The sequence below is a fragment of the Pantoea sp. X-Soil-YNGN-785 genome (genome assembly GCF_059730585.1).
Genome location: NZ_AP035942.1, coordinates 2,053,385 through 2,077,183 on the forward strand (window position 1 = coordinate 2,053,385; position 23,799 = coordinate 2,077,183).

Annotated in this window: 18 protein-coding genes; 6 read left to right on the forward strand and 12 right to left on the reverse strand. The window is 56.6% G+C overall.

Going from position 1 to position 23,799, the window contains the following annotated elements; genetic code table 11:
* Nucleotides 1–165: 165 nt before the first annotated feature.
* Both AC6I8E_RS09580 and AC6I8E_RS09585 read right to left on the reverse strand, forming a co-directional pair.
* On the reverse strand, nt 166–1,434 hold the full coding sequence (locus AC6I8E_RS09580) for an MFS transporter (RefSeq protein WP_370426452.1): 1,269 nt from the start codon (nt 1,432–1,434) through the stop codon (nt 166–168).
* Nucleotides 1,431–2,852 carry a M20 family metallopeptidase gene (locus AC6I8E_RS09585; RefSeq protein WP_497823921.1) on the reverse strand — a complete coding sequence of 474 codons (1,422 nt, stop codon included), beginning with the start codon at nt 2,850–2,852 and terminating at the stop codon, nt 1,431–1,433. The genes AC6I8E_RS09580 and AC6I8E_RS09585 overlap by 4 nt, the downstream gene beginning before the upstream one ends.
* 140 nt (nt 2,853–2,992) lie before the next feature.
* On the opposite strand from AC6I8E_RS09585, the gene AC6I8E_RS09590 reads away from it, so the two are divergent.
* Complete coding sequence (locus tag AC6I8E_RS09590) at nt 2,993–3,907, forward strand: LysR family transcriptional regulator (protein WP_497823922.1); 915 nt, start codon at nt 2,993–2,995, stop codon at nt 3,905–3,907.
* 62 nt (nt 3,908–3,969) lie between these two features.
* Here the strand turns inward: AC6I8E_RS09590 and AC6I8E_RS09595 are convergent, their stop codons facing one another.
* The gene (locus AC6I8E_RS09595; RefSeq protein WP_497823923.1) at nt 3,970–5,565 is read right to left on the reverse strand and encodes an ABC transporter substrate-binding protein; all 1,596 of its coding nucleotides are present in this window, start codon (nt 5,563–5,565) and stop codon (nt 3,970–3,972) included.
* Between the two features lie 127 nt (nt 5,566–5,692).
* Between AC6I8E_RS09595 and pepT the strand changes: the two genes are divergently transcribed.
* Nucleotides 5,693–6,919: a peptidase T gene (gene pepT, locus AC6I8E_RS09600; protein ID WP_497823924.1), complete on the forward strand. Its 1,227-nt coding sequence runs from the start codon at nt 5,693–5,695 to the stop codon at nt 6,917–6,919.
* Nucleotides 6,920–6,955: 36 nt separating this feature from the next.
* Here pepT and AC6I8E_RS09605 read toward each other — a convergent pair whose 3' ends face one another.
* Together AC6I8E_RS09605 and AC6I8E_RS09610 are read right to left on the reverse strand one after the other, a co-directional pair.
* Nucleotides 6,956–7,732: a transporter substrate-binding domain-containing protein gene (locus AC6I8E_RS09605; RefSeq protein WP_013357937.1), complete on the reverse strand. Its 777-nt coding sequence runs from the start codon at nt 7,730–7,732 to the stop codon at nt 6,956–6,958.
* A gap of 62 nt (nt 7,733–7,794) precedes the next feature.
* Nucleotides 7,795–8,961: a methionine aminotransferase gene (locus AC6I8E_RS09610; RefSeq protein WP_312214988.1), complete on the reverse strand. Its 1,167-nt coding sequence runs from the start codon at nt 8,959–8,961 to the stop codon at nt 7,795–7,797.
* A 125-nt stretch (nt 8,962–9,086) separates the two neighbouring features.
* On the opposite strand from AC6I8E_RS09610, the gene AC6I8E_RS09615 reads away from it, so the two are divergent.
* Entirely contained in the window at nt 9,087–9,968 is an 882-nt protein-coding gene (locus AC6I8E_RS09615) for a LysR substrate-binding domain-containing protein (protein WP_312214987.1), read from the forward strand.
* Here the strand turns inward: AC6I8E_RS09615 and AC6I8E_RS09620 are convergent.
* The 4 genes from AC6I8E_RS09620 to AC6I8E_RS09635 form a co-directional block, all read right to left on the reverse strand.
* Nucleotides 9,926–11,590: a methyl-accepting chemotaxis protein gene (locus AC6I8E_RS09620; protein WP_312214986.1), complete on the reverse strand. Its 1,665-nt coding sequence runs from the start codon at nt 11,588–11,590 to the stop codon at nt 9,926–9,928. The genes AC6I8E_RS09615 and AC6I8E_RS09620 overlap by 43 nt on opposite strands.
* A 217-nt stretch (nt 11,591–11,807) precedes the next feature.
* Nucleotides 11,808–13,328: a carboxylesterase/lipase family protein gene (locus AC6I8E_RS09625; protein WP_497823925.1), complete on the reverse strand. Its 1,521-nt coding sequence runs from the start codon at nt 13,326–13,328 to the stop codon at nt 11,808–11,810.
* Between the two features lie 429 nt (nt 13,329–13,757).
* Nucleotides 13,758–15,101: a 2-oxoadipate dioxygenase/decarboxylase HglS gene (hglS, locus tag AC6I8E_RS09630; RefSeq protein WP_033783174.1), complete on the reverse strand. Its 1,344-nt coding sequence runs from the start codon at nt 15,099–15,101 to the stop codon at nt 13,758–13,760.
* 67 nt (nt 15,102–15,168) lie between these two features.
* Nucleotides 15,169–16,503, reverse strand: coding sequence for an MFS transporter (locus tag AC6I8E_RS09635; RefSeq protein WP_497823926.1), 1,335 nt, complete (start codon nt 16,501–16,503; stop codon nt 15,169–15,171).
* Between the two features lie 322 nt (nt 16,504–16,825).
* Between AC6I8E_RS09635 and AC6I8E_RS09640 the strand changes: the two genes are divergently transcribed.
* Nucleotides 16,826–17,746, forward strand: a complete 921-nt coding sequence (locus tag AC6I8E_RS09640) for a LysR substrate-binding domain-containing protein (RefSeq protein WP_003853723.1) — start codon at nt 16,826–16,828, stop codon at nt 17,744–17,746.
* Here AC6I8E_RS09640 and smrA read toward each other — a convergent pair.
* Nucleotides 17,743–18,309 (reverse strand): DNA endonuclease SmrA, encoded by a 567-nt coding sequence (gene smrA, locus AC6I8E_RS09645; protein WP_013357945.1) that lies wholly within the window; start codon nt 18,307–18,309, stop codon nt 17,743–17,745. The genes AC6I8E_RS09640 and smrA overlap by 4 nt on opposite strands.
* A gap of 317 nt (nt 18,310–18,626) precedes the next feature.
* Between smrA and fnr the strand changes: the two genes are divergently transcribed.
* Together fnr and uspE are read left to right on the forward strand one after the other, a co-directional pair.
* On the forward strand, nt 18,627–19,379 hold the full coding sequence (gene fnr, locus AC6I8E_RS09650; protein WP_010244686.1) for a fumarate/nitrate reduction transcriptional regulator Fnr: 753 nt from the start codon (nt 18,627–18,629) through the stop codon (nt 19,377–19,379).
* Between the two features lie 117 nt (nt 19,380–19,496).
* Entirely contained in the window at nt 19,497–20,453 is a 957-nt protein-coding gene (gene uspE, locus AC6I8E_RS09655) for a universal stress protein UspE (protein ID WP_013357947.1), read from the forward strand.
* Between the two features lie 282 nt (nt 20,454–20,735).
* On the opposite strand, the gene pntB is transcribed toward uspE, so the two are convergent.
* Together pntB and pntA are read right to left on the reverse strand one after the other, a co-directional pair.
* Nucleotides 20,736–22,124: a Re/Si-specific NAD(P)(+) transhydrogenase subunit beta gene (gene pntB, locus AC6I8E_RS09660; protein ID WP_377794548.1), complete on the reverse strand. Its 1,389-nt coding sequence runs from the start codon at nt 22,122–22,124 to the stop codon at nt 20,736–20,738.
* Nucleotides 22,125–22,127: 3 nt separating this feature from the next.
* Complete coding sequence (gene pntA, locus AC6I8E_RS09665; protein WP_033783183.1) at nt 22,128–23,660, reverse strand: Re/Si-specific NAD(P)(+) transhydrogenase subunit alpha; 1,533 nt, start codon at nt 23,658–23,660, stop codon at nt 22,128–22,130.
* Between the last annotated feature and the right edge of the window lie 139 nt (nt 23,661–23,799).

Genomic DNA, 23,799 nt, shown 5'->3' on the forward strand with positions numbered 1-23,799 from the left:
CCAACGCTTCGCGTTGTTCAAAAACGCTCCCGGCGTTTTTTTCCGGACGGCGGGACGCTTTCCTCCTCTGACCCCGTTCCCTGCACTTTGCGCTTTTTTATTGCCGTCAGAGCCTGATGTGACTATGTCAGCTGCCTGAAAAAGCCAATGAACTGGCCTGATTTGCTATGCCACCCGCTTACTGCAGCGCAGCAGCGCGATACCGCTCAGCACTGCCACTGCCATCAGGTAGTAGCCTGGTGCCAGACTGCTGCCGGTGGCGGCAATAAGCATGCTGCAAATCAGCGGCGCAAACCCGCCGAATACCGTCACGGCTATGTTGTAACTGATCGCCATCCCGCTGGCGCGTGTAGTCGCCGGGAAGAGATCCGCCATTACCGATGGCACCGTCGAGAAGTAGATCGACTTCAGCAGCGCCATCCAGGCCACCAGCAGGATCAGCGTGGTGGGCGTGGTGTGATCGACCATCCATTTAAACGCGGGATAGATAGTGACCACCAGCAACAGCAGCGATCCCCACATCAGCGGCAACCGTCCAATCCGCTCCGCCCACAACCCCATGATGGGCGTCACCACCGTCAGGATGATCCCCGCTATCAGCGTAGCGGTGAAGGCGACCGATCCCGGCAGATGCAGCGTTTTGGTGGCGTAGGTCGGGATGTAGTTGAGCATGTAGTTGACCGCGGTCGAAATTACCATCACGCCAATCGCCAGCGTGATCAGCGCTTTCTGCCGCCCGAAGAGCGTTTTCAGCGGTGCGGCTTCCTTTTCCTGCGAGGCAAAGCTGGCGGGTTCCTGCACATGACGGCGGATGTAGATCCCCAGCGGCCCAATCAGCAAGCCGAAAGCAAACGGGATGCGCCAGCCCCACGCCTGAATCTCACTTTCGCTCAGCCACTGTGTCAGCCCCAGTCCGAAAGCCGATGCCATCAGCGTACTGGCACCCTGGGTGGCGAACTGCCAGCTGGCGATGAACGCTTTGCGCTCGGGAAAATGCTCCACCAGAAAGGCGGTCGAACTGCCAAACTCACCGCCGGCAGAAAAGCCCTGTATCAGCCGCGCCAGAATAATCAGCAGCGGCGCAGCCAGACCGATAGTGGCGTAACCCGGCATAAACGTAATGATCGCCCCGCCCAGCATCATCAGATTAATCGACAGCAGCAGCGCCTTTTTGCGGCCATGCCGGTCGGCATAGTTGCCCAGAACGATGGCTCCCAGCGGGCGGATTAGGAAAGAGATACCGAAGCTGCCAAAGGTCAGCAGCAGTGACACCGACGGATCGCTGACCGGAAAGAAAACGTGGGCGATGTAGCTGGCGAAAAAGCCATAAACCGCGATGTCGAACCACTCCAGCGCGTTACCGATGCAGGTGGCGAACAGCGTTTTATGCAGGCTCGGTTTTACCTGCGGGGCACTTTGCGCGATGCTGCTCATTGTTCACCTCTCCGCCACTGATGGTGGCGCGTCATCAGCTGTTCGCCCTCTTCGCCCAGTTGCCAGAACAGCCGGGTCATAATCGCCAGGCCTTCGCGTGCAATCGAGGTGAGCATATGTTCGTTAACGCCATGCTGGCCGCAGGCGGGATAAGAATGTGGCACCCATAGCGTCGGCAGGCCCAGGATATCGGCGAAGACCTCATTGGGCAGTGAACCGCCGAGATTAGGCAGCAGCGCCGGTTTTTTGCCGCTGCTGCGGGCCAGCGTATCCAGCGCCCAGCCCACCAGCGGATCCTGCGGATCAAGCCGCGTCGCCGGTGAGCCGCGCAGAAACTCCACGCTGACGTTATCGAAGCCGTGCTGATGCAGGTGACGTTCGACATGCTCCACCAGATTTTCCCAGTCGGTGCCGACCACAAAACGCAGCTGACACACCGCCGTAGCGCTGCCCGGAATGGCGTTCATGGGTCGTGTCGGATTACCGGTTTCAAAGGCCAGCACCTCCAGGGTGTTCCAGCCGTAAAGGCGTTCGGCAGGCGTCAGGCCAGGCTCGCCCCAGCCGTCTGCAAGTGCGGGATCGCCTGGCATGCCGCCCACATCAATATCACTGAGGATGGCGCGCACGGCGTCGGTCAGGGAGTCTGGTTTCAGCGCGGCAACCTGTAATACGCCCTGCGCATTCACCAGGCAGGCGATCACACTGGCCAGTTGAGTACCAGGGTTGCTCAGCAGTCCGCCCCAGTTACCGGAGTGGTAGGCGTTGTCACGCGCCCGAATAGACAGACGAAAGTTCGCCGCACCACGTGAACCCAGAAACAGTGTTGGCCGCAGCGCATTAAGGCGTGGGCCATCCGAGGCGATAAAAAGATCGGCCTTTAACAGCGCCTGCTGTTGCTGGCAGATCTCAGCCAGCCCTGGCGAGCTGATCTCTTCACCCATTTCGAACAGGATTTTGCAGTTGAAGCCCAGCGCACCGCCACGTGCCTGCCACACCTGCTCCAGCGCCGCGAGATTCACGCAGTGCTGGCCTTTGTTATCCGCGCTGCCACGTCCATACAGGCGATCGCCTTCGGCTGTGAGTTGCCACGGTGATAACCCTTCGCGCCAGTTTTCATCGTCACCAAACACTACATCGCCGTGGCCATAGCAGAGCAGCGTGGGTTTTGACGGATCTTCGATACGGGTGGCGATCAGAAACGGCGGGCTGCCGGGCTGCGGATTGTCAAATGGGTGTAGCGTGAATCCCATCGCCGCCAGCTGCGGACCAATTTCCTGCTGCAGATAGTGGTTCAGCTCTGTCCCTCTGCTGGCGTGCTGACTTTCGGTCACGCAGGCAACGCGCCGCGCCAACAGTTGCTGAAACTCACCGCTATCGAAATAGTGCATCGCCTGGTCAACTGCCTGTTGTTCTGTCATGTTTGCCCTGTCTGTTATTTTTATCGTGCTTTATCTTTGACAAACTTCTCTCTTTGCCACAATTATCAATTTATCGAGTGGGTGTTGCTTTTAAAGCAAGGCTTTGCTGCCCTTTTATGATGCGTTTTGTTGGAGTGACCATGTTAAGCAGCGAGATCCGCTATTTCCTGGCGGTCGTTGAGAGCGGTTCGCTGAGCGCCGCCAGTGAGAAACTGTTTGTGGCGGTGTCCGCTATCAGCCGTCAGATTCAGCGGCTGGAAGCGCAGGTCGGTGTGCCGCTGTTTGAACGGCATGCACGCGGCATGGTACTGAATGAGGCGGGAGAAATTTTTGCGCATCACGTGCGTAAAAGTCAGCTTGATATGGAATATGCGCTAGCGGAGATTAAGGGCCTGAAAGCGGTACGCCGCAGCCTGATCCGTATCGCCTGCACGGATGGCATGGCGTTCAGTCTGCTGCCTGGCCTGCTGGCGGCGTTTCGTCTGGCGAACCCCGGCGCACTGTTTGCGATTAACGTGACGCACTCGCAGGGCGTGGCGGCATGCGTCAGGGCGGGTGAATGCGATGTTGCTCTGCAGTTCAGTCTGCAGCCTGAGCGCAGCGTTGAGGTGCTCGGCTCGTGGCCTGCCCCGGTGTTACTGGCGATGCATCAGTCACATTCGCTGGCGTCACGTGAGGTAACACTGGGCGATTTGCATCGCTGGCCACTGGCGCTGCCGGGCCATCACACCACCGTGCGGCAGCTGTTTGATCTCTCCTGTCAGATGAATGACTGCGTGGTTGAACCGGTATTGACCTGCGACTATTTCGCCACGCTCTATCACTTTTTGCTGCATACGCCACAGGCAGTGACCATCTGCAGCGCGTTTACTCTTTTGTTTGAGCGCGAGTCCCAGAATCTGGTGTTGCGATCGCTGGGGGTAGATCAACTGAGTCAGCGGACGTTGCAGCTTCAGACGGTGTCGGGTCGTCAGCGCAACGCAGCACTGACGCAGTTTCTGGTGTTTTTGCAGCAGCGGCTGACGGAGATGGATCAGCAGGTGAGGATGGGATAAGGGTTACCGGATTTTGGATAAACTACTCAGGCCCAATAGGTATGGGCCTGTGCAGGAAGGTATTACTGCTTAATATCTACCTGATAGAAGATGTGTTTGCCGAACGGATCGACCTGATAACCGCTGACCGATTTGCGCACCGGCTCGAAGATGGTGGAGTGCGCAATCATCACCGCAGGCACCTGGTCATGCATCATCTGCTGCGCCTGCAGATAGAGCGCGGTACGTTTGCCCTGATCCGGCTCGGCGCGGGCTTCGGTGATTAACTTCTCGAACGGCTGGTAGCACCATTTTGATGAATTAGAACCACCCTGCGCAGAGGTGCAGCTGTAGAGCGGGCCAAAGAAGTTGTCGGGATCGCCGGTCGCAGTTGTCCAGCCCATCAGCGCCGCCTGATGCTCGCCGCTGCGCACGCGTTTCAGGTATTCGCCCCACTCATAGCTGACGATACTGGCTTTGATGCCGACTTTGGCCCAGTCCGACTGAATCATCTCCGCCATGCGGCGTGCATTCGGATTGTAAGGCCGCTGGACCGGCATCGCCCAGAGCGCAATTTCGGTGCCGGGTTTCACACCCGCCTGTTGCAGCAACGCTTTGGCCTGCTCCGGGTCGTAGTCGTAATCTTTCAGATCTTTGTCCGCACTCCAGACGCCCGGCGGCAGGATATTTTTCGCGACCGTGCCGGTACCTTTAAATATCGCCTCGATGATTGCCGGTTTGTTGATCGCCATCGCCAGCGCCTGCCGCACTTTGACGTTGTCGGTTGGCGCTTTCGTGGTGTTAAACGCCAGGAAGCCGGTGTTCAGGCCCGCCTTCTGTTCCAGGGTGATATCCGGGTTGGCGCGCATCGTGTCGAGATCGGCGGGGTTCGGGAATGGCATCACCTGACACTCGTTCTTCTCCAGCTTGGCGTAACGCACGGAAGCATCCGGCGTAATGCTGAACACCAGACGATCCAGCTTCGCCTTGCCCTGCCAGTAGTCCGGGAAGGCCTTGTAGAGGATGCGGGAATCTTTCTGGTACTGCACCAGCTCAAACGGGCCGGTGCCAATCGGGTTCATATCGACCTTCTCCGGCGTCCTCGCTTTCAGCATGGCGTCTGCGTATTCAGCCGAGTGAATCGAGGCGAAATACCAGGCGAGGTCGGCAAGGAACGGCGCTTCCGGATGGGCGAGCGTAAAGCGCACGGTATGGTCATCCACCCGATCGATGCTTTTGATTAGCGTGGAAAGCTCGAGGCTTTCAAAGTTGGAATAGGTGCCGCCAGAGACATTATGGTAGGGATTTTTGGGGTCCATCTGGCGCATAAACGAGAAGATCACATCATCGGCATTGAAGTCGCGGCTGGGTCTGAACTGTTTGTTGCTCTGGAACTTCACGTTTTTGCGCAGATGGAAGGTGTAGACGGTGCCATCCGGGCTGATCTCCCAGCGTTCTGCCAGGCTGGGCACCAGATCGGTGGTGCCGGGCGTGAAGTCCACCAGCCGGTTAAACACCGGCACGGCACTGGCGTCGACACTGGTTCCCGAGGTATAGAGCTGAGGGTTAAAATTTTCTGGCGATCCCTCAGAACAGTAGACCAGCGTTTTGGCGTTAACGCTGCCAGCCAGCGCTATCCCAGCAGTAACAAGCGCTAAGGTGGCTATCTTGATTTTCATTATCATCCTCGCTTTGTATTGACTTCCGGTGATCACAATATCTAAATGAATCATTCAGATGCTTCATTGATAGCACGATTCGGCACCATAGCGAACCCCGCCCATGGCTGACTAATAAGGAATAGTGATGACAGACAAACTTGAGTCGCAACTCACCGAACGTTTTTTTCGTTACCTCGCCGTCAGCAGTCAGAGCGATGCCAAATCCACGACTCTGCCGAGTACGCCGAGCCAGCACGCCATGGCGGAACTGCTGGCGGACGAGCTGCGGGCGCTGGGGCTGGACGAGGTGGTGATTGATGACCATGCTACGGTGACGGCGGTGAAACGGGGCAACCGTCCAGACGCTCCGCGCATCGGGTTTATCACGCACATTGATACCGTTGACGTGGGCTTGTCGCCCGATATCCACCCGCAGATCCTCACCTGGCAGGGTGACGATCTCTGTCTGAATACAGTGCAGGATATCTGGCTGCGCCGCGATGAGCATCCGGAGATCGCGCCCTACGTCGGCCAGCAGGTGATCTTCAGCGACGGCACCAGCGTGCTGGGCGCAGACAATAAAGCGGCGGTCACCGTGGTGATGACGCTGATGGCGAACCTCAAAGGCGATCATGGCGATATCGTGGTGGCGTTTGTACCAGACGAAGAGATTGGCCTGCGCGGGGCGAAAGCGCTGGATCTGGACACGCGGTTTAATGTCGATTTTGCCTGGACCATCGACTGCTGCGAACTGGGCGAAGTGGTTTACGAGAACTTTAATGGAGCCGCGGCTGAGATTGTGTTTACCGGCGTTCCGGCACATCCGATGTCGGGCAAAGGCGTGCTGGTCAATCCGCTGCTGATGGCCCATGACTACATCAGCCTGTTTGATCGTCAGCAGACACCGGAGCACACTGAAGGTCGTGAAGGCTATATCTGGTTTAATGAGATTCAGGCCAACGCCAGCAAGGCGACGCTGAAGGTCTCCATTCGTGATTTTGATCTGGCCAGCTTCGCGGCGCGTAAGCAGCAGTTGCAGCAGGCGGCAGAGGAACTGGCGGCGCGCTATCCCACAGGCGAAGTGAGCATCACGATCAGCGATATCTACAGCAATATCAGCAATGCACTGGGTGAGGATCGCCGGGCAATAGATCTGATCTTCAGCGCCTTTGCCGCGCTGGAGATTGAGCCGAAAGTGATTCCGATGCGGGGTGGCACGGACGGTGCCGCGCTGTCAGCCAAAGGCCTGCTGACGCCGAACTTCTTTACCGGCGCGCATAACTTCCATTCACGCTTCGAGTTTCTGCCAGTCTCATCGTTTGTGAAGTCCTATCAGGTGGCAGAAAAGCTCTGTTATCTGGCGGCGGGTTAAGCGAAGAAATCGGGCGCAGAACGCGCCCGATTGCTGTTATGGCTTCGCGCTGACATCAATACCCGGGAAGTATTTTTCAGCCAGCTTTTTGAGGGTGCCATCACCCTGCACTTTGGCGATTGCCGCGTCCAGTGACTGCTTCAGCGGCGCGTCATCTTTACGCAGGCCGTAGCCGATGCCTGAACCCAGAATCGCATCATCTTCGACGGGCTTGCCCACAAAACCAAATCCTTTGCCCTGCGGCTTATCGAGGAAGCCCGACTGACCGGCAGCGGACATCACCAGCGTGCCATCAAGGCGGCCCGCGACCATGTCGTTATAAACCTGGTTCTGATCCTGATACGACGTCACCGTTACGCCCTGGGTCTCCCAGTGCTTCTTCGCATAGGTTTCCTGAATCGATCCCTGCAACACACCGATGTTTTTGCCCTTCAGACCTTCGGCGGTCGGTGCCAGATTTTCACCCTTTTTCGCCACTAACATGGTCGGAATACGGTAGATCGGCTGCGTAAACGCGATGCTTTTGGCGCGCGCTTCGGTGATATTCATCGCCGAGTTAATGGCGTCGAACTTTTTCGCCTGCAGTGCCGGGATCAGCGCATCAAAGCTGCTCTCAACCCAGTGGCAGCTGAAGTTGCCTGCCTTACAGATGGCATTGCCCAGCTCAATATCAAAGCCTTCCAGCTCACCCTTAGCGTTGCGGCTTTCAAACGGCGGATATTGTGACTCCACGCCGTAACGTAAATCCTGAGCCAGTGCCTGTACCGTTGTCATCATGCCCAGAGCGAGAAAAAGCGCGTTCAGTTTTTTCATTATCTATTTACCCCGAAAAGTCCTGGTTACCTGTTCCCCGTACTGAATCACGCTCGCGTGATTCAGTGAGAAAAAGCACAAAGCGCAGCCGCGCCAGCCTCTAGTGTCGCCTCGTCTTTCGCAAAAGAGAGACGAATCAGTTTGTTGTCTGTGCCATCCATATAAAACGCCGACAGCGGTATGGTTGCCACACCGTGATCGACGATAAGACGTTTTACCATCTCACTGTCCGGTTCGTCACTGAAATGTCCATAGCTGGCGAGCATAAAGAACGAACCGGCGCTCGGCAGCAGCCGGAACGGCGAGTTCTGCATCAGGTCGATTAGCCGATCGCGCTTCTGCTGATAGAAAGCGTTAAGTGACAGATAGTTTTCCGGCGTCTGCAGGTAGTGTGCGAATCCCACCTGCATCGGCGTGTCGGCGGCGTACATCATAAACTGATGCACTTTCACCAGCTCGGTCATCAGCTCCGCCGGTGCCAGACAGTAGCCTACCCGCCAGCCGGTGACGTGGAAGGTTTTACCAAATGAGGAGACGATGACGCTACGTGCGGCCAGCTCCGGGTGCGTCGCCATGCCGCAGTGCGGGCGACCATCAAACAGAATATGTTCATAAACCTCATCGGAGAGCACAACGATGTCGGTGTTGCGGATCAACGCTGCCAACTGGTTGAGATCGTCGCGGGTCAGTACCTGCGCGCTGGGGTTGTGCGGCGTATTGATAATGATCATCCGGGTGCGCGGCGTGATCGCCGCCCGCAGTTGATCCCAGTCGATAGCAAACGACGGCACCTGCAGCTTCAGGCCTATCGGCGTACCGCCCTGTAACCGCACCACCGGCGCATAACTGTCAAACGCCGGTTCAAAGAAGATCACCTCATCGCCCTGATGAACCAGCGCGGTAATCGCCATATAGAGTCCCTGGCTGGCGCTGCCGGTGATTAACACTTCACTCGCGGCATCATATTTCTGCCCATAGAGCGTCTGCACTTTGCCAGCGAGTGCCTCGCGTAAGGCGGGAAGGCCCATCAGCGCGGCATACTGATTGTGCCCCTCCTGCATGGCACGGCTGACTGAGTCGACCAGCGCCGGATCGCAGGGGAAACTGGGTGCGCCCTGCGACAGGTTAATCGCCTGATGCTGTGCCGAAAGCTGGCCGATGACGCTAAAGATAGTGGTGCCGACGTCCGGCAATTTTGAGTGAACAGCGACTGGCGTTTTCAGGGACATATGTTCTCCATCAGGTGCATAACTGGTCAGATGCGATACATCGTTATTCAACGGACTGCGGCTTGAGTCGGCAAGCGAAATGTCGTCATAATAGCCATGACAAAATTGCATAGCTGAGGTCCACCGTGTCACGCTCATCGCTGCCACTCAACGCCATTCACGCCTTTCTGGTAACGGCCCGTCACCTTAATCTGACCCATGCTGCCCGCGAGCTCTGCCTGACGCAGGGTGCTGTCAGTCGTAAGATTGCTACCCTGGAGCAGTGGCTGGGCGTGATGCTGTTTGACCGCCATGCGCGCGGGCTGCGGCTGACCCCGCAGGGTGCCGCGCTGCTGCCTGAACTCAGCCAGGGCTTTGAGCTGATTGTTCAGGCCAGCGAAAAGGTCCGTCGCAGTCAGGTCAGCCTTCGCCTGAAAGCGCCGACCTGTGCCATGCGCTGGCTGGTGCCGCGGCTGATGGCGCTGGAGCTTCACCACCCTGAACTGCATGTGGCCCTGACGACCACCCTGGATCATGCGGCGCAGCTTGAAAACTTTGACGCGGCGATTGTCTATGGCAAGCCGCATCCTGACGGGATCTGCCTGTTCAGCGAGTCGCTGACGCCGGTAATGGCAGCTGGTCAGCCCTGCCCGGAGACGACGGCGGCGCTGTCCGCAATGACCTTTTTGCATCCCACGTCAGACACGCGTGACTGGCAGTGCTGGTTACAGGCGCAGCAGGTAATGCTCAGCATGAAGCGAAACCAGCATTTTGCCACGATGGATTTAGCGATTAGCGCAGCGATTCAGGGGTATGGCGTGGCGATTGCCGACAGCAACCTGGTGGAGAGTGATATCGCCAGCGGCAGGCTGATTAAGCCGTTCGCTGGCGAGGTTAAAACCGGAGCCGTTTACAGTTTACTGCAGCGGCCCGCGCAGGATGCGCCACCGTTCCTCGCGGAGCTGGTGGCGTGGCTCTGCAGGGATCAGAACGTCACCCAGTCGCCATTATCAGCAGGTTTCGCCTGAGGCGCACTCAGCGCAGGAGCTTTTGGCGCTGCCGGTGTATTGCTGACGGCAGGTGAAGCCGGACGGTTACTGGAAAGGCGGAACTTCGACACAGAGGCCTGCAGCGCTTCAGTCTGCAGCGCCAGCGCACTCGCGGCGGCGGAGACCTCCTCAACCAGTGAGGCGTTCTGCTGCGTCACGCTGTCCATCTCGGTAACTGCGGTGCCCACCTGAGAAATACCCTTACTCTGCTCTTCCGACGCAGAAGCGATCTGTTTCATAATCGCGTCCACATCCTGCACCGACTTCAGAATATTGTTCATGGTGCCGCCCGTCGTGCTGACCAGCTCCGCGCCTTTTCCTACACGCTGCACCGAGTCTTCAATCAGTGTCGCGATCTCTTTGGCGGCGTTGGCGCTGCGCTGTGCCAGATTACGTACTTCAGATGCCACGACCGCAAAACCACGACCCTGTTCGCCGGCACGTGCCGCTTCGACCGCGGCGTTCAGCGCCAGGATATTGGTCTGGAAGGCGATACCGTTAATCACGTTGGTAATCTCAGCAATCTTCTTCGAACTGCCAGAGATACCCTCCATGGTGCTGACCACTTCGCTCACCAGCTGACCGCCACGTTGTGCAGTGGTGGTGGCAGTTTCTGCCAGCAGGCTGGCCTGACGAGCGTTATCGGCGTTGAATTTCACCGTGGCCGTCAACTGCTCCATGCTGGCCGCCGTCTGTTCCAGCGCAGCGGCCTGCTCTTCGGTACGTGAAGAGAGGTCATTGTTACCGGCAGAAATCTCTGCAGCACCGCGCGAGATATTCTCGGTCCCGCTGCGAATGGCGCTGACCGCTTCACGCAGGCTATCCTGCATGGCGCTCAGCAGCGGCACCAGTTTACCGACACAGTTGCGACCAAAATCGGCTACCGGCTGGCTGAGATCGCCTGTCGCGATCACTGCGAAGTGGGTACGAATACTTTCCAGCGGACGGACCAGCATCGCCACCAGATAGCGGTCGGTAAACAGCAGAATAAGCAGGCCAATAATCACCGTGATGGTAATAATCGTCTTGGTCATCGCGGTGAGGTGGTCGACTTCAACCCGGGTTTTGTCCAGTTTTTCGGCTGCGCCCTGGTTAAACTTCTCTGCGCTGATGCCAAAGGCACGACTGAGCGGCGGGGTGACATTGTTCGCCTGCTGGCGATATGCGTCCGGTGAGGCCTGACGGGCCAGTTGCAGTTGTGGCGTCACGCCCTCATCCAGCAACTTTTGCCAGCTCTGAATGACGCCCTCGACGACGTCCGGATCCATCGGACCGGGAGCCAGCTGTTTAAAGCGCGCCAGTTGCTGAGTCATGCCATCCAGCGCCTGCTGCACCGGTGCATAGGCCTCATCGGTCAGCGTTTTGCCGGCGGCTTTACCTTCCATCACGCGGGACAGGCGCGTAATGACACGAAAATATTGATCGTTGCCTTTGCTCAGTACCGTCATTTGCTCAACCAGATGACGGTCAACGTCATTGCCTTCGCTGAGCGCGCCAAGCGAGTGGATGCTGTACAGCCCGACGCCGCTCCACAGTAAACAGAACAGGCCCAGAATCGTGAGCATCACTGCGCGAATGGTAAAATTTTTGAGCATTCCCATACCAAAATCCTATACACGTTGACCCGCAAGCGTCGGGCATAGGAGATTTATCGGCATGAGATAGTGAAAATGTAACTGTTTTGTTACCTGATATTTTACAGCGTCTTAATGCGTGCATTTATCGAAAATATCATAATTTCAATAGATTAGACTTTAAAAAGCAGAAAAATTCCATTCACGCAGTTTAATGGTTAGCAGATTAACTATCACCTCTGACCTATAGCCGGACCATACGCGTCATCAGCAGCCTGAAAAGCCGCATGCGGGCGCGCATAAAGTTTCGTTTCAGAACCAGTCCGTTATTACACTCATTGCCAAGTGACATTGTCACGTCATTGCCGGGATGCCAGGCTGGCCAGACAACCTCGCCATCAAGCTGATGCTTATACTCCGTGGCGTCACGGGCGAAAGTAAACCAGTATTCGCTGACACGCGCCGCAAAAGCGCGATCGGCTTCACTGAATGGCCGCGCTTCATTGGGATCCGGCATCTGACTCAGTGTGTTCAGGACATAAGGCACTTCATTGCCGTGCCAGGTGCCATGAGGATAAAGGTCACGAGCGTGCTCAGAAACATAATCGAACCAGTAGCGCCAGCCCGGCATACCGGCACTGTGCTGCGCCCGCATCACCAGCCACGGCACCAGGCTGAAGGCCATATCACGCGCCACGGCACGTCCCAGCAACTGATCGTCATGGATGTCATATATCCATTTCAGCGTCCGATAGGTGAGCCGGTTTTTATCGCGCAGCTGAAGCAATACCGCGGTGGCATCCACGCCAAAATATTCCAGCACGCTGGCTTCATCACTGTTACTGCCCGCCATCAGCGGGAGACGGTGCTGTTTGCCAGCCATGAAGGTTTTCAGCATAGGCTCGGGCAGAACGGCATCACCAGCAATCGGCACCGGCGGGATCGCCAGTTGCCCCTCCAGCGGCCAGAAGGCATCGGCGGGCAGTGCGCGCAGGTCATCTGCGCTGGCATCGGGCGGCAGGCCGAAATGGCGCGCCACTGCCACGCCCTGCTGACGCGCTTTTTTCAGCGGCGTATCCGGCAGGTTATAGGCACTTTGCACGATCCCTTTGTGGAACAGCCCTTCTGCCAGCGGCGAACAGCAAAGCGAGAGCACGCTGCGCGCGCCAGAGGATTCACCGAAAAGTGTCACATTACGGCGGTCGCCGCCAAAGGCTGGAATGTTGCGCTGCACCCACTGCAGTGCGGCAATCTGATCGAGCAGGCCAAAATTGTTTACCGTACCCGCGGCAGGGTATTCTGCATCCAGCGCAGGATGGGAGAAGAAACCGAGGTGACCCAGACGGTAGTTCAGCGTGACCACCACCGCACCACGTGAAGCCAGCGGCTTGCCGTTGTACGGAGCCAGCCCGCCAGCACCGATGGTGAAGCCTCCACCGTGCAGCCACACCATTACGGGCAGCGGCTTTGTCGGCGCAACATCGGGCGTCCAGACATTCAGGTAGAGGCAATCTTCACTAAACTCACCGGGATCGCCACCGCCCACCGCCTGACAATATGTGCGATTTTGCCAGCCGGCAGCCCCAAATGCGGTGGCATCGCGCATCTGCTGCCAGGGCGTGATCGGCTGTGGCGGACGCCAGCGCAGTGCGCCAACCGGAGCCGCCGCATAAGGTATGCCTTTGAATACGAAAAGGTCATCGTCCATGCATCCACACAACTCCCCCTCGGCCGTCATGATCCTCAGACCTGTTTCGTTTTTCATTCCTGTTTCCCTGTTCAGACGTTCCTCCATTATTTGCAGGCCCGCCACCATTGTCCAGGTACGGAGGGGATTTGCAGAATATGCCGAAGCGTCAGAGATGGGCATGAACATGCTCGTCAACAGGTTCAGAGCACCAGTCTCAGCCAGGGTTAAGTATTGTTTATCTTTTTGCTCAGGATGAATACCGTGCCACTCCGCCTGTAAGCGGTGTCCGGGTTTGATTCTGCGCCGTTTTTTACACAGCTAAGCAGTCAGCTCGCTAACTGATTAAGATACTCACGCTGCGAAACCTGCGCTGACCGATAAAGCGTAATTTTTCTTCAGTAAGATCAGCCTGTTCCCCCTTATGCTCCGCGTCAGGACCAGGACTTTAAAAAACCAGCTTAGTGAAGGTGGTGCGGGCAACAGAGGCGTTGCCCGGCGAAAACATCAGGACGTCTGTATTCCGCACTGTGCCAGCGAGCGCTGCTGGCGCTCTTCGTACAATGCCATCTCATCCAGTACCGCAGAGCCCAGCGCCGCTTCAAACGCCTGCCGGCTCGCCTGTCCCGCCGAACGGACCTGCGCCCGATCGCCGAGGTTGGACTGAAAAATCCCTGCCGCGCTGACGGGCAGAAAATCCTCATAGACGATCGGGTCTGCCAGCACACGCCCCTGCCTGATCAGATCCTCCAGCGCTTCACCCTTATCCGGCGGTGTCGCGACGCCCTTTTCACTCAGGCGATAGTGGAACCAGGCCAGCCCCTGCTGGCGTAGTGTGGTCTCGTCGTCGGGGAAGTCACGGAAAATGGCCGCCAGATGCTGCTGATGCTGCTGATTGTCCTGACCGCTGCCCGCCTCGCTGAGCAGTCGATCATAGAGCGCACGCCCTGCAGGCGTCAGCGCCGCGCCGCGCTGCTCAATTTCACCGAAGCGCGCTGTGTGGGTGCCCTGATGCCCGTCCTTAAAGATGATCGGCTCCTCCAGCGCTTTGAAACTGGTCTGGCGCAGCAGAATCGGCACCTGACGACGCGGCGGCCCCTCGATCAGCGTTTTCGGATCGATGCCGCGCGACGGCATCAGTTGCTGGACGCGGTCGATATCGAGCGTACGCGGGGTGAGATGGTTGATGTGGCAGCCGGGAAAGCAGACGACATCTGCGATCAAGCGATGCTGCTGGTTCAGCGCCTGATAGGTCTGACTGTCCACGCTGCTGTGGGCGTGCCAGCGGAAGGTTTCCAGTGCTTCGGTCACAAATTCGGTAGCCTGAGCGTCAGTTAATCCGCCCTGCTGCTCATGTAACTGCAGCAGCGCCCGACAACGGGAAGTGAAAATGTCGCGTGCGGCCAGGATCTCTGCCGCCTTTTCGCGCAGCGCGGGATCGTCAATCAGTTCAGGACGTAACAGCGAGGTAAAGACCCGGAAAGGATTGCGCCGAAGCGCCGCATCGGTGACTGGCCGGAACGCCGTGGAGTGCACCGGCACACCCGCCTGAGAGAGATCGTAATAGCCTACCGGGGACATCCCCATCACCGCAAACAGCTGCCGCAGCGTAGCTAATTCGTCTGCCGTGCCAACGCGGATTGCGCCGTGACGTTCAAGGCTGAGCCGGCCAATTTCATCCGCGGCGGTGAGACGATCTTTGAGCGCGATATCGGCTTCCAGCGTGCGCTCGTTGACGGTGGCGACCAGCTGCATCAGCGTGCCATATTGCGGCACCTCCTGCTGATACATCGCTGACATCGCCTGAGAGAAACGGGTGCGGATGAGATCCGCACTGAGAAACTTGTCCATCTTATCAACCTGACACCATGAGCGTTGCTGCTAATGTAATGCAACGCGCTGGCCTTGGTGGAAAAAATCACGAATCTGTGATCGGCTTAAAGCCGTAGCGGTTTTTTAACAGCAGCATCAGGGTGGTGATCACAGCCGGTATCGACAGCAGCAGAAAAATAACGCTGAAAGACCAGCCAAGTGACATCATCTCTGCACCCACAAAGGCGCTCAGAATTGCGCCGATGCGACCCACGCCATGCATCCAGCTGGAGCCCGTGGCGCGTGCGTGAGTAGGATAGTAGCTGGCAGATAAGGCATTCATGCCGGTATTGGCACCGTTAAAACAGAAGCCGCTGCAAAAGGCGATCGCGCTCATCATACCTACTTCGGCGGGCGAAAAGCCGAGTGCCACAATAAACAGTCCGCCGCAGCCGTAGATCGCGGCCAGCGCCAGGTTGGCGTTGAAGCGATCCATCATCCAGCCCGCAAAGAGTGAGCCCAGCGTTCCGCCTGCCTGATACATGGCAGTAATAATTGCCGCTTCGGTAACTGACATGCCCAGGGTATTCACCAGAGATGGCAGCCAGCTGCCAATCAGGTAGACCATGAACAGTCCCATGAAATAGCCGCCCCACAGCATTGTGCTGCCAAACAGATAGCGGCGCGACAGGACGGTGCTAATCGCACCGCCTGCCGGCAATGTCGCTTCAGGCGCGTGAAATGCACAATCGGGCGCGGTTTTGCCCGGCATCATCCGTTCGAGGATAGCGTGAATGCGGGCGGCGGGTGCGCCACGACTGATAAGAAACCGCACTGACTCCGGCAGGCCACGGATCAAAAAGGGCAACACCATCAGCGGCAGAATGCCGCCCAGCAGCAACACCGAGTGCCAGTTATAGCGTGGTAACAGCCAGGACGCGGCAAATCCGCCGCTGGCGGCGCCAAAGGTAAAGCCACAGAACACGACCGTGATAATGAAAGCCCGTCTCCGCTCAGGCGCATATTCTGCCACCAGCGTACCGACGTTGGGCATCGCCGCACCGAGTCCCAGACCGGTCAGAAAGCGGAACAGCATCATCTGTTCGATGTTCTGAGACAGCGCTGTTGCCAGTGTCCAGAGACCAAAAAAGAAAACGCTGAGGATAATCATCATGCGACGGCCATAGCGGTCAGCCAGCGGCCCTGCCACCATGGCACCCAGCGCCAGCCCGATTAATGCTGCGCTGATGACGACCCCGAGCTGGTGATTGGTTACGCCCCATGCAGCTTTAAGCGTTGGCGCAATAAATCCCATGATCGCAATGTCCATGCCATCGAGTGCCACCACAATAAAACAGAGCGCAATGAGCCGTTTTTGCCAGTGGCTCAGGCTCTGCTGGTTGATAAGCTGGCGGACATCTACCGCCCCGATGCTGGTCAATGGACACTCCCTGGCAATAGCGCAATCTGGCATCAGATTAAGTAAAAAAAACGGCGCTTATGATAGCCCATCGTTAACCTTAAGCGGTCAGATTTTTATATGATAGTGAGAATTATTCAACTTTAGGCCGTTAAGCTCTTGATATCGCGTACTCTCAGGAACCACTGGGTTAGTAATAAACTGATACGAGCGCTTTTTAATCAGAGAGTTAACGGATAAAGTTGCCATTCTGCCCTGTTTGTTAAAATAAATTTGCAGCAAAGTTAACAGAATTCATTTTTAACAGTTGCCTGAAGGCGGTCATTCTCATTAAGTTTAGGGTATGGAAAAAAATATCCTTTTCAATCAGCGCATTCGCTTGCGCCATCTACATACCTTTGTTGCGGTCGCGCAGCAAGGCACACTGGGCCGTGCGGCAGAGACGCTAAGCCTGAGTCAGCCTGCCCTGTCCAAAACCCTGAATGAGCTGGAAGAGCTGACGGGGGTGCGACTGTTTGAGCGTGGCCGCCTGGGCGCTCAGCTCACCACGATGGGAGAACAGTTTCTGACCCATGCTGTGCGGGTGCTTGACGCACTTAACCATGCCGGGCAGAGCTTTAATGAGCAGCCGGGTGATGCGCCGGTGATTATCCGGCTGGGTGCATTAACCACCGCCGCAATGGGTATGCTGCCCCGTATCCTTGATCGTTTTCATCAGCTGCAGCCTAACACCACCATTCAGGTGGCGACGCTGCATAACAATGTGTTACTGGCGGGATTACGCGGCGGCGAGTTCGACATCGGCATTGGCCGGATGGCGGACAGCGACATGATGACCGGGCTGACCTATGAACTGCTGTTTCTGGAGTCATTGAAGCTGGTAGTAAGACCTGAACACCCGCTTTTAAGTGACAATGTCACGCTGTCGCGGGCGATGCAGTGGCCGGTGGTGATTTCCCCCGAGGGCACCGCACCGCGCCGGATTGCGCAGCAGATGCTGGATGAACAAGGCTGTACGTTGCCACCCCACTGCATTGAAACGTCGTCGACTTCACTGGCGCGTCAGCTGGCACTCCGCTACGACTACATCTGGTTCGTGCCGTCTGGCGCGATTAAAGAGGATCTTAGCCATAACGCGGTCTGTGCGCTGCCGATTAACTCCTCCGGGCCAGGCGAGCCGGTGGGCATCATTACCCGCACCGGCGCAGAGCTGAGCCTGAGTGCCGAGGTGTTAATGTCCACCATCCGCAAGTTTCACAGCTAGCGGCTGCGTTTGGCATGCCGCTCGCGGTTCTCAAGGCGTGCCTTATCGCTTTTCCGCAATCCCACATAGAGCGCCCCGGCTCCGCCATGGCGGGTCTGGGCCACGCAAAAGGTCTGTACGTCATCAAACTGCTGTAACCAGCGTGCCAGATAGCTGCGCACAATATTGGCATGGGATTCATCATCACGGCCCTTACCATGAATAATGAGCAGATTTCGTAAGTCCTGCTTTTGTGCCTGCATCATGAAGCTGAACAGGGCCTGACGGCAGGTCTCCACCGGTTGCCGCAACAGGTTGAGACTGGCATCCAGTTTGTACTCACCCCGACGCAGTTTATCCAGAATACCCTGCTGTATGCCGTCGGCTTTATACTCCAGCGGTGTGTTAAGCGGGACAATCTCCAGATAACCCCGTGTCAGGAAATTCTCCTGCTCTGTCTCTCCTGGCGGTTTGCGTGGTGCTTTTGTCGAGGGCGACTTAAGCCATAAGGTTGTGGTGGTGTCTTTTAACGGCGTGACATCGCCCATGGCATCCCGAAAGAGATCGTTATCATCAAGGTTCATGGTTTTCTCACACCTGATTAAAATTGATGGAGCCGGTAAAACAGGCCTGAACAGTTAGCGTAGCAAAAGCTGTAATCACCGGACTACCCCGCGTTAACCCATGTTGCCGCCGATGAAAATAGGGGTGACAGATTACAAAAGCGGAAACTTTTCGTGACAGTCAACGATAGCGGCATTCTGAGAATCCCGTCACATCAGCGTTTGTCGATGTGTGCTTCATCCATAATGTTTGTGGGTGTAAAACTGCTCGGATGAGTTCCCTTCAGCACAAAAAATGTTAAAATTGACCCCAGTCAATAATCGTCGAGCAAACCATTATGATCCCTGAAAAACGCAGCATTCGTCGTATTCAGTCGGGCGGTTGTGCCATTCACTGCCAGGATTGCAGCATCAGTCAGCTCTGCATCCCCTTCACGTTAAATGAACATGAGCTGGATCAGCTCGACAATATCATTGAGCGTAAAAAACCGATCCAGAAAGGGCAAACCCTTTTTAAAGCAGGCGACGAACTGAAATCCCTGTATGCGATTCGTTCCGGCACGATCAAAAGTTACACTATTACCGAACAGGGTGATGAGCAAATCACCGGTTTTCATCTGGCGGGCGATTTAGTCGGCTTTGATGCCATCATGGGTTCCAGCCATCCCAGCTTTGCGCAGGCGCTGGAAACGGCAATGGTCTGTGAAATTCCGTTTGAAACCCTGGATGACCTGTCAGGAAAAATGCCTGCCCTGCGTCAGCAGATGATGCGTCTGATGAGCGGTGAAATCAAAGGCGATCAGGATATGATCCTGCTGCTGTCGAAGAAAAATGCTGAAGAGCGCCTGGCGGCGTTTATCTGGAACCTGTCCCGTCGTTTCGGCCAGCGCGGTTTTTCACAGCGTGAATTCCGCCTCACCATGACGCGTGGTGACATTGGTAATTACCTGGGCCTGACGGTTGAAACGATCAGCCGCCTGCTGGGTCGTTTCCAGAAGTCCGGCATGCTGGCGGTGAAAGGCAAATACATCACTATTGAAAACCACGCCCTGCTGGAAGAGTTAGCCGGTCAGAGCCATCAGGCCGCCTGATCCGCAGCCGGATCAATAAATCTTATTTTGTTGATCCGGCAGTAACTTTTTCCCTTCTTCCGCTGTGCAACATAGGCTATCTTTATTCCAGTCGCTCTGGTTTAAGGAGAACGCCTCATGTCCCAGTACCAAAATATTCTGGTCGCCATTGATGCCCAGCAAGACGATCAGCCCGCGCTGCGACGTGCGGTCTATCTGAATCAACGCATTGGCGGAAGGATTAAAGCTTTCCTGCCTATCTATGATTTCTCATATGAGATGACCACCCTGCTTTCGCCAGATGAGCGCGCGTCAATGCGCCAGGGCGTCATCAGCCAGCGCACTGAGTGGATCCGTGAGCAGGCCCGCGCTTATCTGGATGCCGGTGTCGAAATTGACATCAAAGTGATCTGGCACAACCGTCCTTTTGAGGCCATCATCCAGGAAGTGCTTGCCCATCAGCACGATCTGGTGCTGAAGATGGCCCATCAGCATGACCGGCTTGAATCGGTCATCTTCACGCCGACCGACTGGCACCTGCTGCGTAAATGCCCGTGCCCGGTCTGGATGGTCAAAGATCAGCCGTGGCCGGAAGGCGGTAAAGCCATTGTCGCGGTCAATCTTGCCAGTGAAGAGCCACATCATGATGGCCTGAATCAGAAGCTGATTCGTGAAACGGTCAAACTGGCAGAAAAAGTGAATCAGACCGAAGTTCACCTGGTCGGTGCTTACCCGATTACCCCTATCAACATCGCTATCGAGCTGCCGGACTTTGATCCCAGCGTCTATAACGATGCGATTCGTGGTCAGCATCTGGTGGCGATGAAAGCGCTGCGGCAGAAGTTCTCGATTGGTGAAGAGTTCACCCATGTGGCTAAAGGCCTGCCGGAAGAAGTCATCCCGGATCTGGCGGCGCATCTCGGTGCTGGTGTAGTGGTATTAGGTACCATAGGACGCACCGGCCTGTCGGCAGCGTTCCTGGGTAATACGGCGGAACAGGTGATTGATCATCTGCGCTGCGATCTCCTGGCGCTTAAGCCTGACGATTTCAAATCGCCGATTGACCTGGATGATGAAGAGGATGAGGAGGATTGATTATCCTCTGACAGAAAAAGGGCGGCTGATTAGCCGCCCAGAGATTGTTGACAAAGTCCGGCCCGGTAGCGGTAAGTCCGAGCCAGCTAAGGGAACACGGTCAGATCAGAAAGACGCAAAAACCGCCATCCATGGCCCGCTCGTCCCGCGCCGTCCGTGGCGCGGGACGCTTTCTTCCTCTGACCGTGTTCCCTTCGCATTGAGCTTGTTCATTGCTGCCAGACTCACCCTGATTTGGGTTCGTCAGCTGTCTACGGGCGGCTGATTAGCCGCCCTTTTTTATTACAGCGCTTTAAGAATGGCTTCTACGCTGGCTTTGGCATCGCCAAATAGCATCTGACTATTCTCTTTGAAGAACAGCGGATTCTGCACCCCGGCATAGCCGGTATTCATTGAGCGTTTAAATACCACCACGTTGTGCGCTTTCCACACTTCCAGCACCGGCATGCCGGCAATCGGACTGCGGGGATCATCCTGCGCTGCCGGGTTAACCGTGTCGTTGGCACCAATGACCAGCACCGTGTCGGTGTCGCTGAAGTCATCGTTGATTTCGTCCATCTCCAGCACCACGTCGTAAGGCACTTTGGCCTCGGCCAGCAGCACGTTCATGTGACCGGGTAAGCGCCCTGCCACCGGATGAATGCCGAAGCGCACGTTGATGCCGATCGCACGCAACCGGGCAGTCATTTCCGCGACCGGGTACTGCGCCTGCGCCACTGCCATACCGTAGCCTGGGGTGATAATCACCGAGCTGGATGCCTTGAGCATCTCTGCAGTTTCTTCAGGCGTGATCTCACGATGCTCGCCCGCTTCCTGACTTTCATCGCCGCTGCTGACTTCCGTGCCAAACCCGCCCGCAATCACGCTGATGAACGAGCGGTTCATCGCTTTGCACATGATGTAGGAGAGAATTGCACCCGACGAACCCACCAGCGCACCGGTTACAATCAGCAGATCGTTGCTCAGCATGAAACCCGCTGCGGCCGCAGCCCAGCCTGAATAGGAGTTCAGCATCGAGACCACAACAGGCATATCCGCGCCGCCAATAGAGGCAACCAGATGCCAGCCAAACGCCAGCGCAATCACCATCATCAGGAGCAGTGCAAACACCTGAGCACCCGTGCTGCTGGTGTTAACAAACCACAGCAACAGCAGGAACGAAACGACCAGCGCCAGCAGATTCAGCTTATGACGATGGGGTAACGCCAGCGGTTTTGAAGAGATTTTGCCGCACAGCTTGCCAAACGCTACCAGCGAGCCGGTGAAGGTGACAGCACCGATAAAGATACCGATAAACACTTCGCTCAGATGGATATTCTCCATCACGGCTGGCAGGCCAGGCGCATGGTCGATGTAGCTGTTGATGCCGACCAGCACGGCGGCCAGGCCGACAAAGCTGTGCAGAATCGCGACCAGCTCCGGCATTTCTGTCATTTCGACTTTCTTTGCCAGACGAATCCCGATAGCGCCGCCAATGACCATCGCCAGCAGGATCCAGACGACGTTTCCGCTGTCCGGGCCAAAGATGGTGGCAACCAGCGCAATTGCCATGCCGCTGATACCAAAAATATTCCCGCGCTTTGAGGTCTCGTGACGTGAGAGACCCGCAAGGCTACAGATGAACAGAATTGCAGCCACAATATAGGCTGCAGTGACTAATCCGCCAGACATGTGTTACCCCTTACGAAACATTTTCAGCATGCGCTGGGTGACGGTAAAGCCACCAAAGATATTGATGCTGGCAATCAGCACGGCAATAAAGGAGATAAAGGTGACCCAGCCACCGTGGCCCATCTGCAGTACCGCACCGATGACGATAATGCCGGAGATGGCGTTGGTGACGGACATCAGCGGCGTATGCAGCGCATGACTGACGTTCCAGACCACGTAGTAACCCACCACGCAGGAGAGCGCGAACACGGTAAAGTGTGAGAGGAACTCAGCTGGCGCTACGTTGGCCAGGCAGCCAAACAGAACGATAGCCAGTGCGATCAGCAGGGTGTTGCGCCACGGAGACACCGGCTTTGCTTCAGCCTTCTCTGCGGGTTTCTGAGCTGCCGGTTTAGCCTGTGGCGCAGCAGAGACCTGAATCGGCGGTGCCGGCCAGGTGACCTCGCCCTCGCGCACGACAGTCACGCCCCGCACCACCACATCGTCGAAATCGACCTGGATTTCGCCATTTTTCTCTTTGCACAGCAGCTTGAGCAGATTGACCAGGTTGGTGCCGTAAAGCTGGGAAGATTGTGTCGCGAGACGGCTGGGCAGATCGGTGTAACCGATGATTTTCACACCGTTAGGCGTCACGGTCACCTGATCGGCGACGGTCAGCGCACAGTTGCCACCGGTCTGCGCCGCCAGATCAACAATTACGCTGCCAGGCTTCATGCTGGCGATCATCTCTTCGGTGATCAGTTTCGGTGCCGGTTTACCTGGGATCAGCGCCGTGGTGACAATGATGTCGACTTCTCTGGCCTGACTGGCAAACAGCGCCATCTCTGCCTTGATAAAGGCCTCGGACATGACTTTGGCGTAACCATCGCCATTGCCCGCTTCCTCTTCGAAATCGAGTTCAAGGAATTCGGCGCCCATACTCTGCACCTGCTCTTTAACTTCAGGGCGGGTATCAAAGGCCCGGACAATCGCGCCCAGGCTGCCCGCTGCACCAATCGCGGCCAGTCCCGCCACTCCGGCCCCAATCACCATGACTTTGGCCGGTGGCACTTTACCGGCTGCAGTAATCTGACCGGTAAAGAAACGACCAAATTCATGGGCGGCTTCGACGATAGCGCGATAACCGGCAATGTTCGCCATGGAGCTCAGGGCATCCAGCGACTGCGCACGCGAAATACGCGGCACTGAGTCCATCGCCATAACCGTGACCTGACGCGCAGCCAGCTTTGAAAGCAGATCGGGATTCTGTGCAGGCCAGATAAAGCTGACCAGCGTGCTGCCGGCACGGGTGAGCGCAATCTCATCCTCATCCGGTGCATTCACCTTCAGAACGATATCGGACTGCCAGACCTGTTCCTGACTGCTGAGTGTGGCGCCTGCTGCTCTGTAGCTTTCATCATCAAAGCTGGCGCGCTGACCGGCGTCATGCTCAAGGGTGACGCTGAAACCCAGCTTAATGAGTTGTTCCACGGTCTTTGGCGTGGCAGCCACGCGCGACTCGTTTGGCAACCTTTCCTTGGGGATTCCAATTAACATAGTGTTTCCTTTCATCGGTTAAGGATGATGGCCCGAATCTGCACGACGACAGCGTAGCTGAAACAGCGTTTCAGCTACTTATAGTCGGAATGCATGTATTTCAAAGTGTTTATAACCTACTGAAAATGTGACGAGCGAT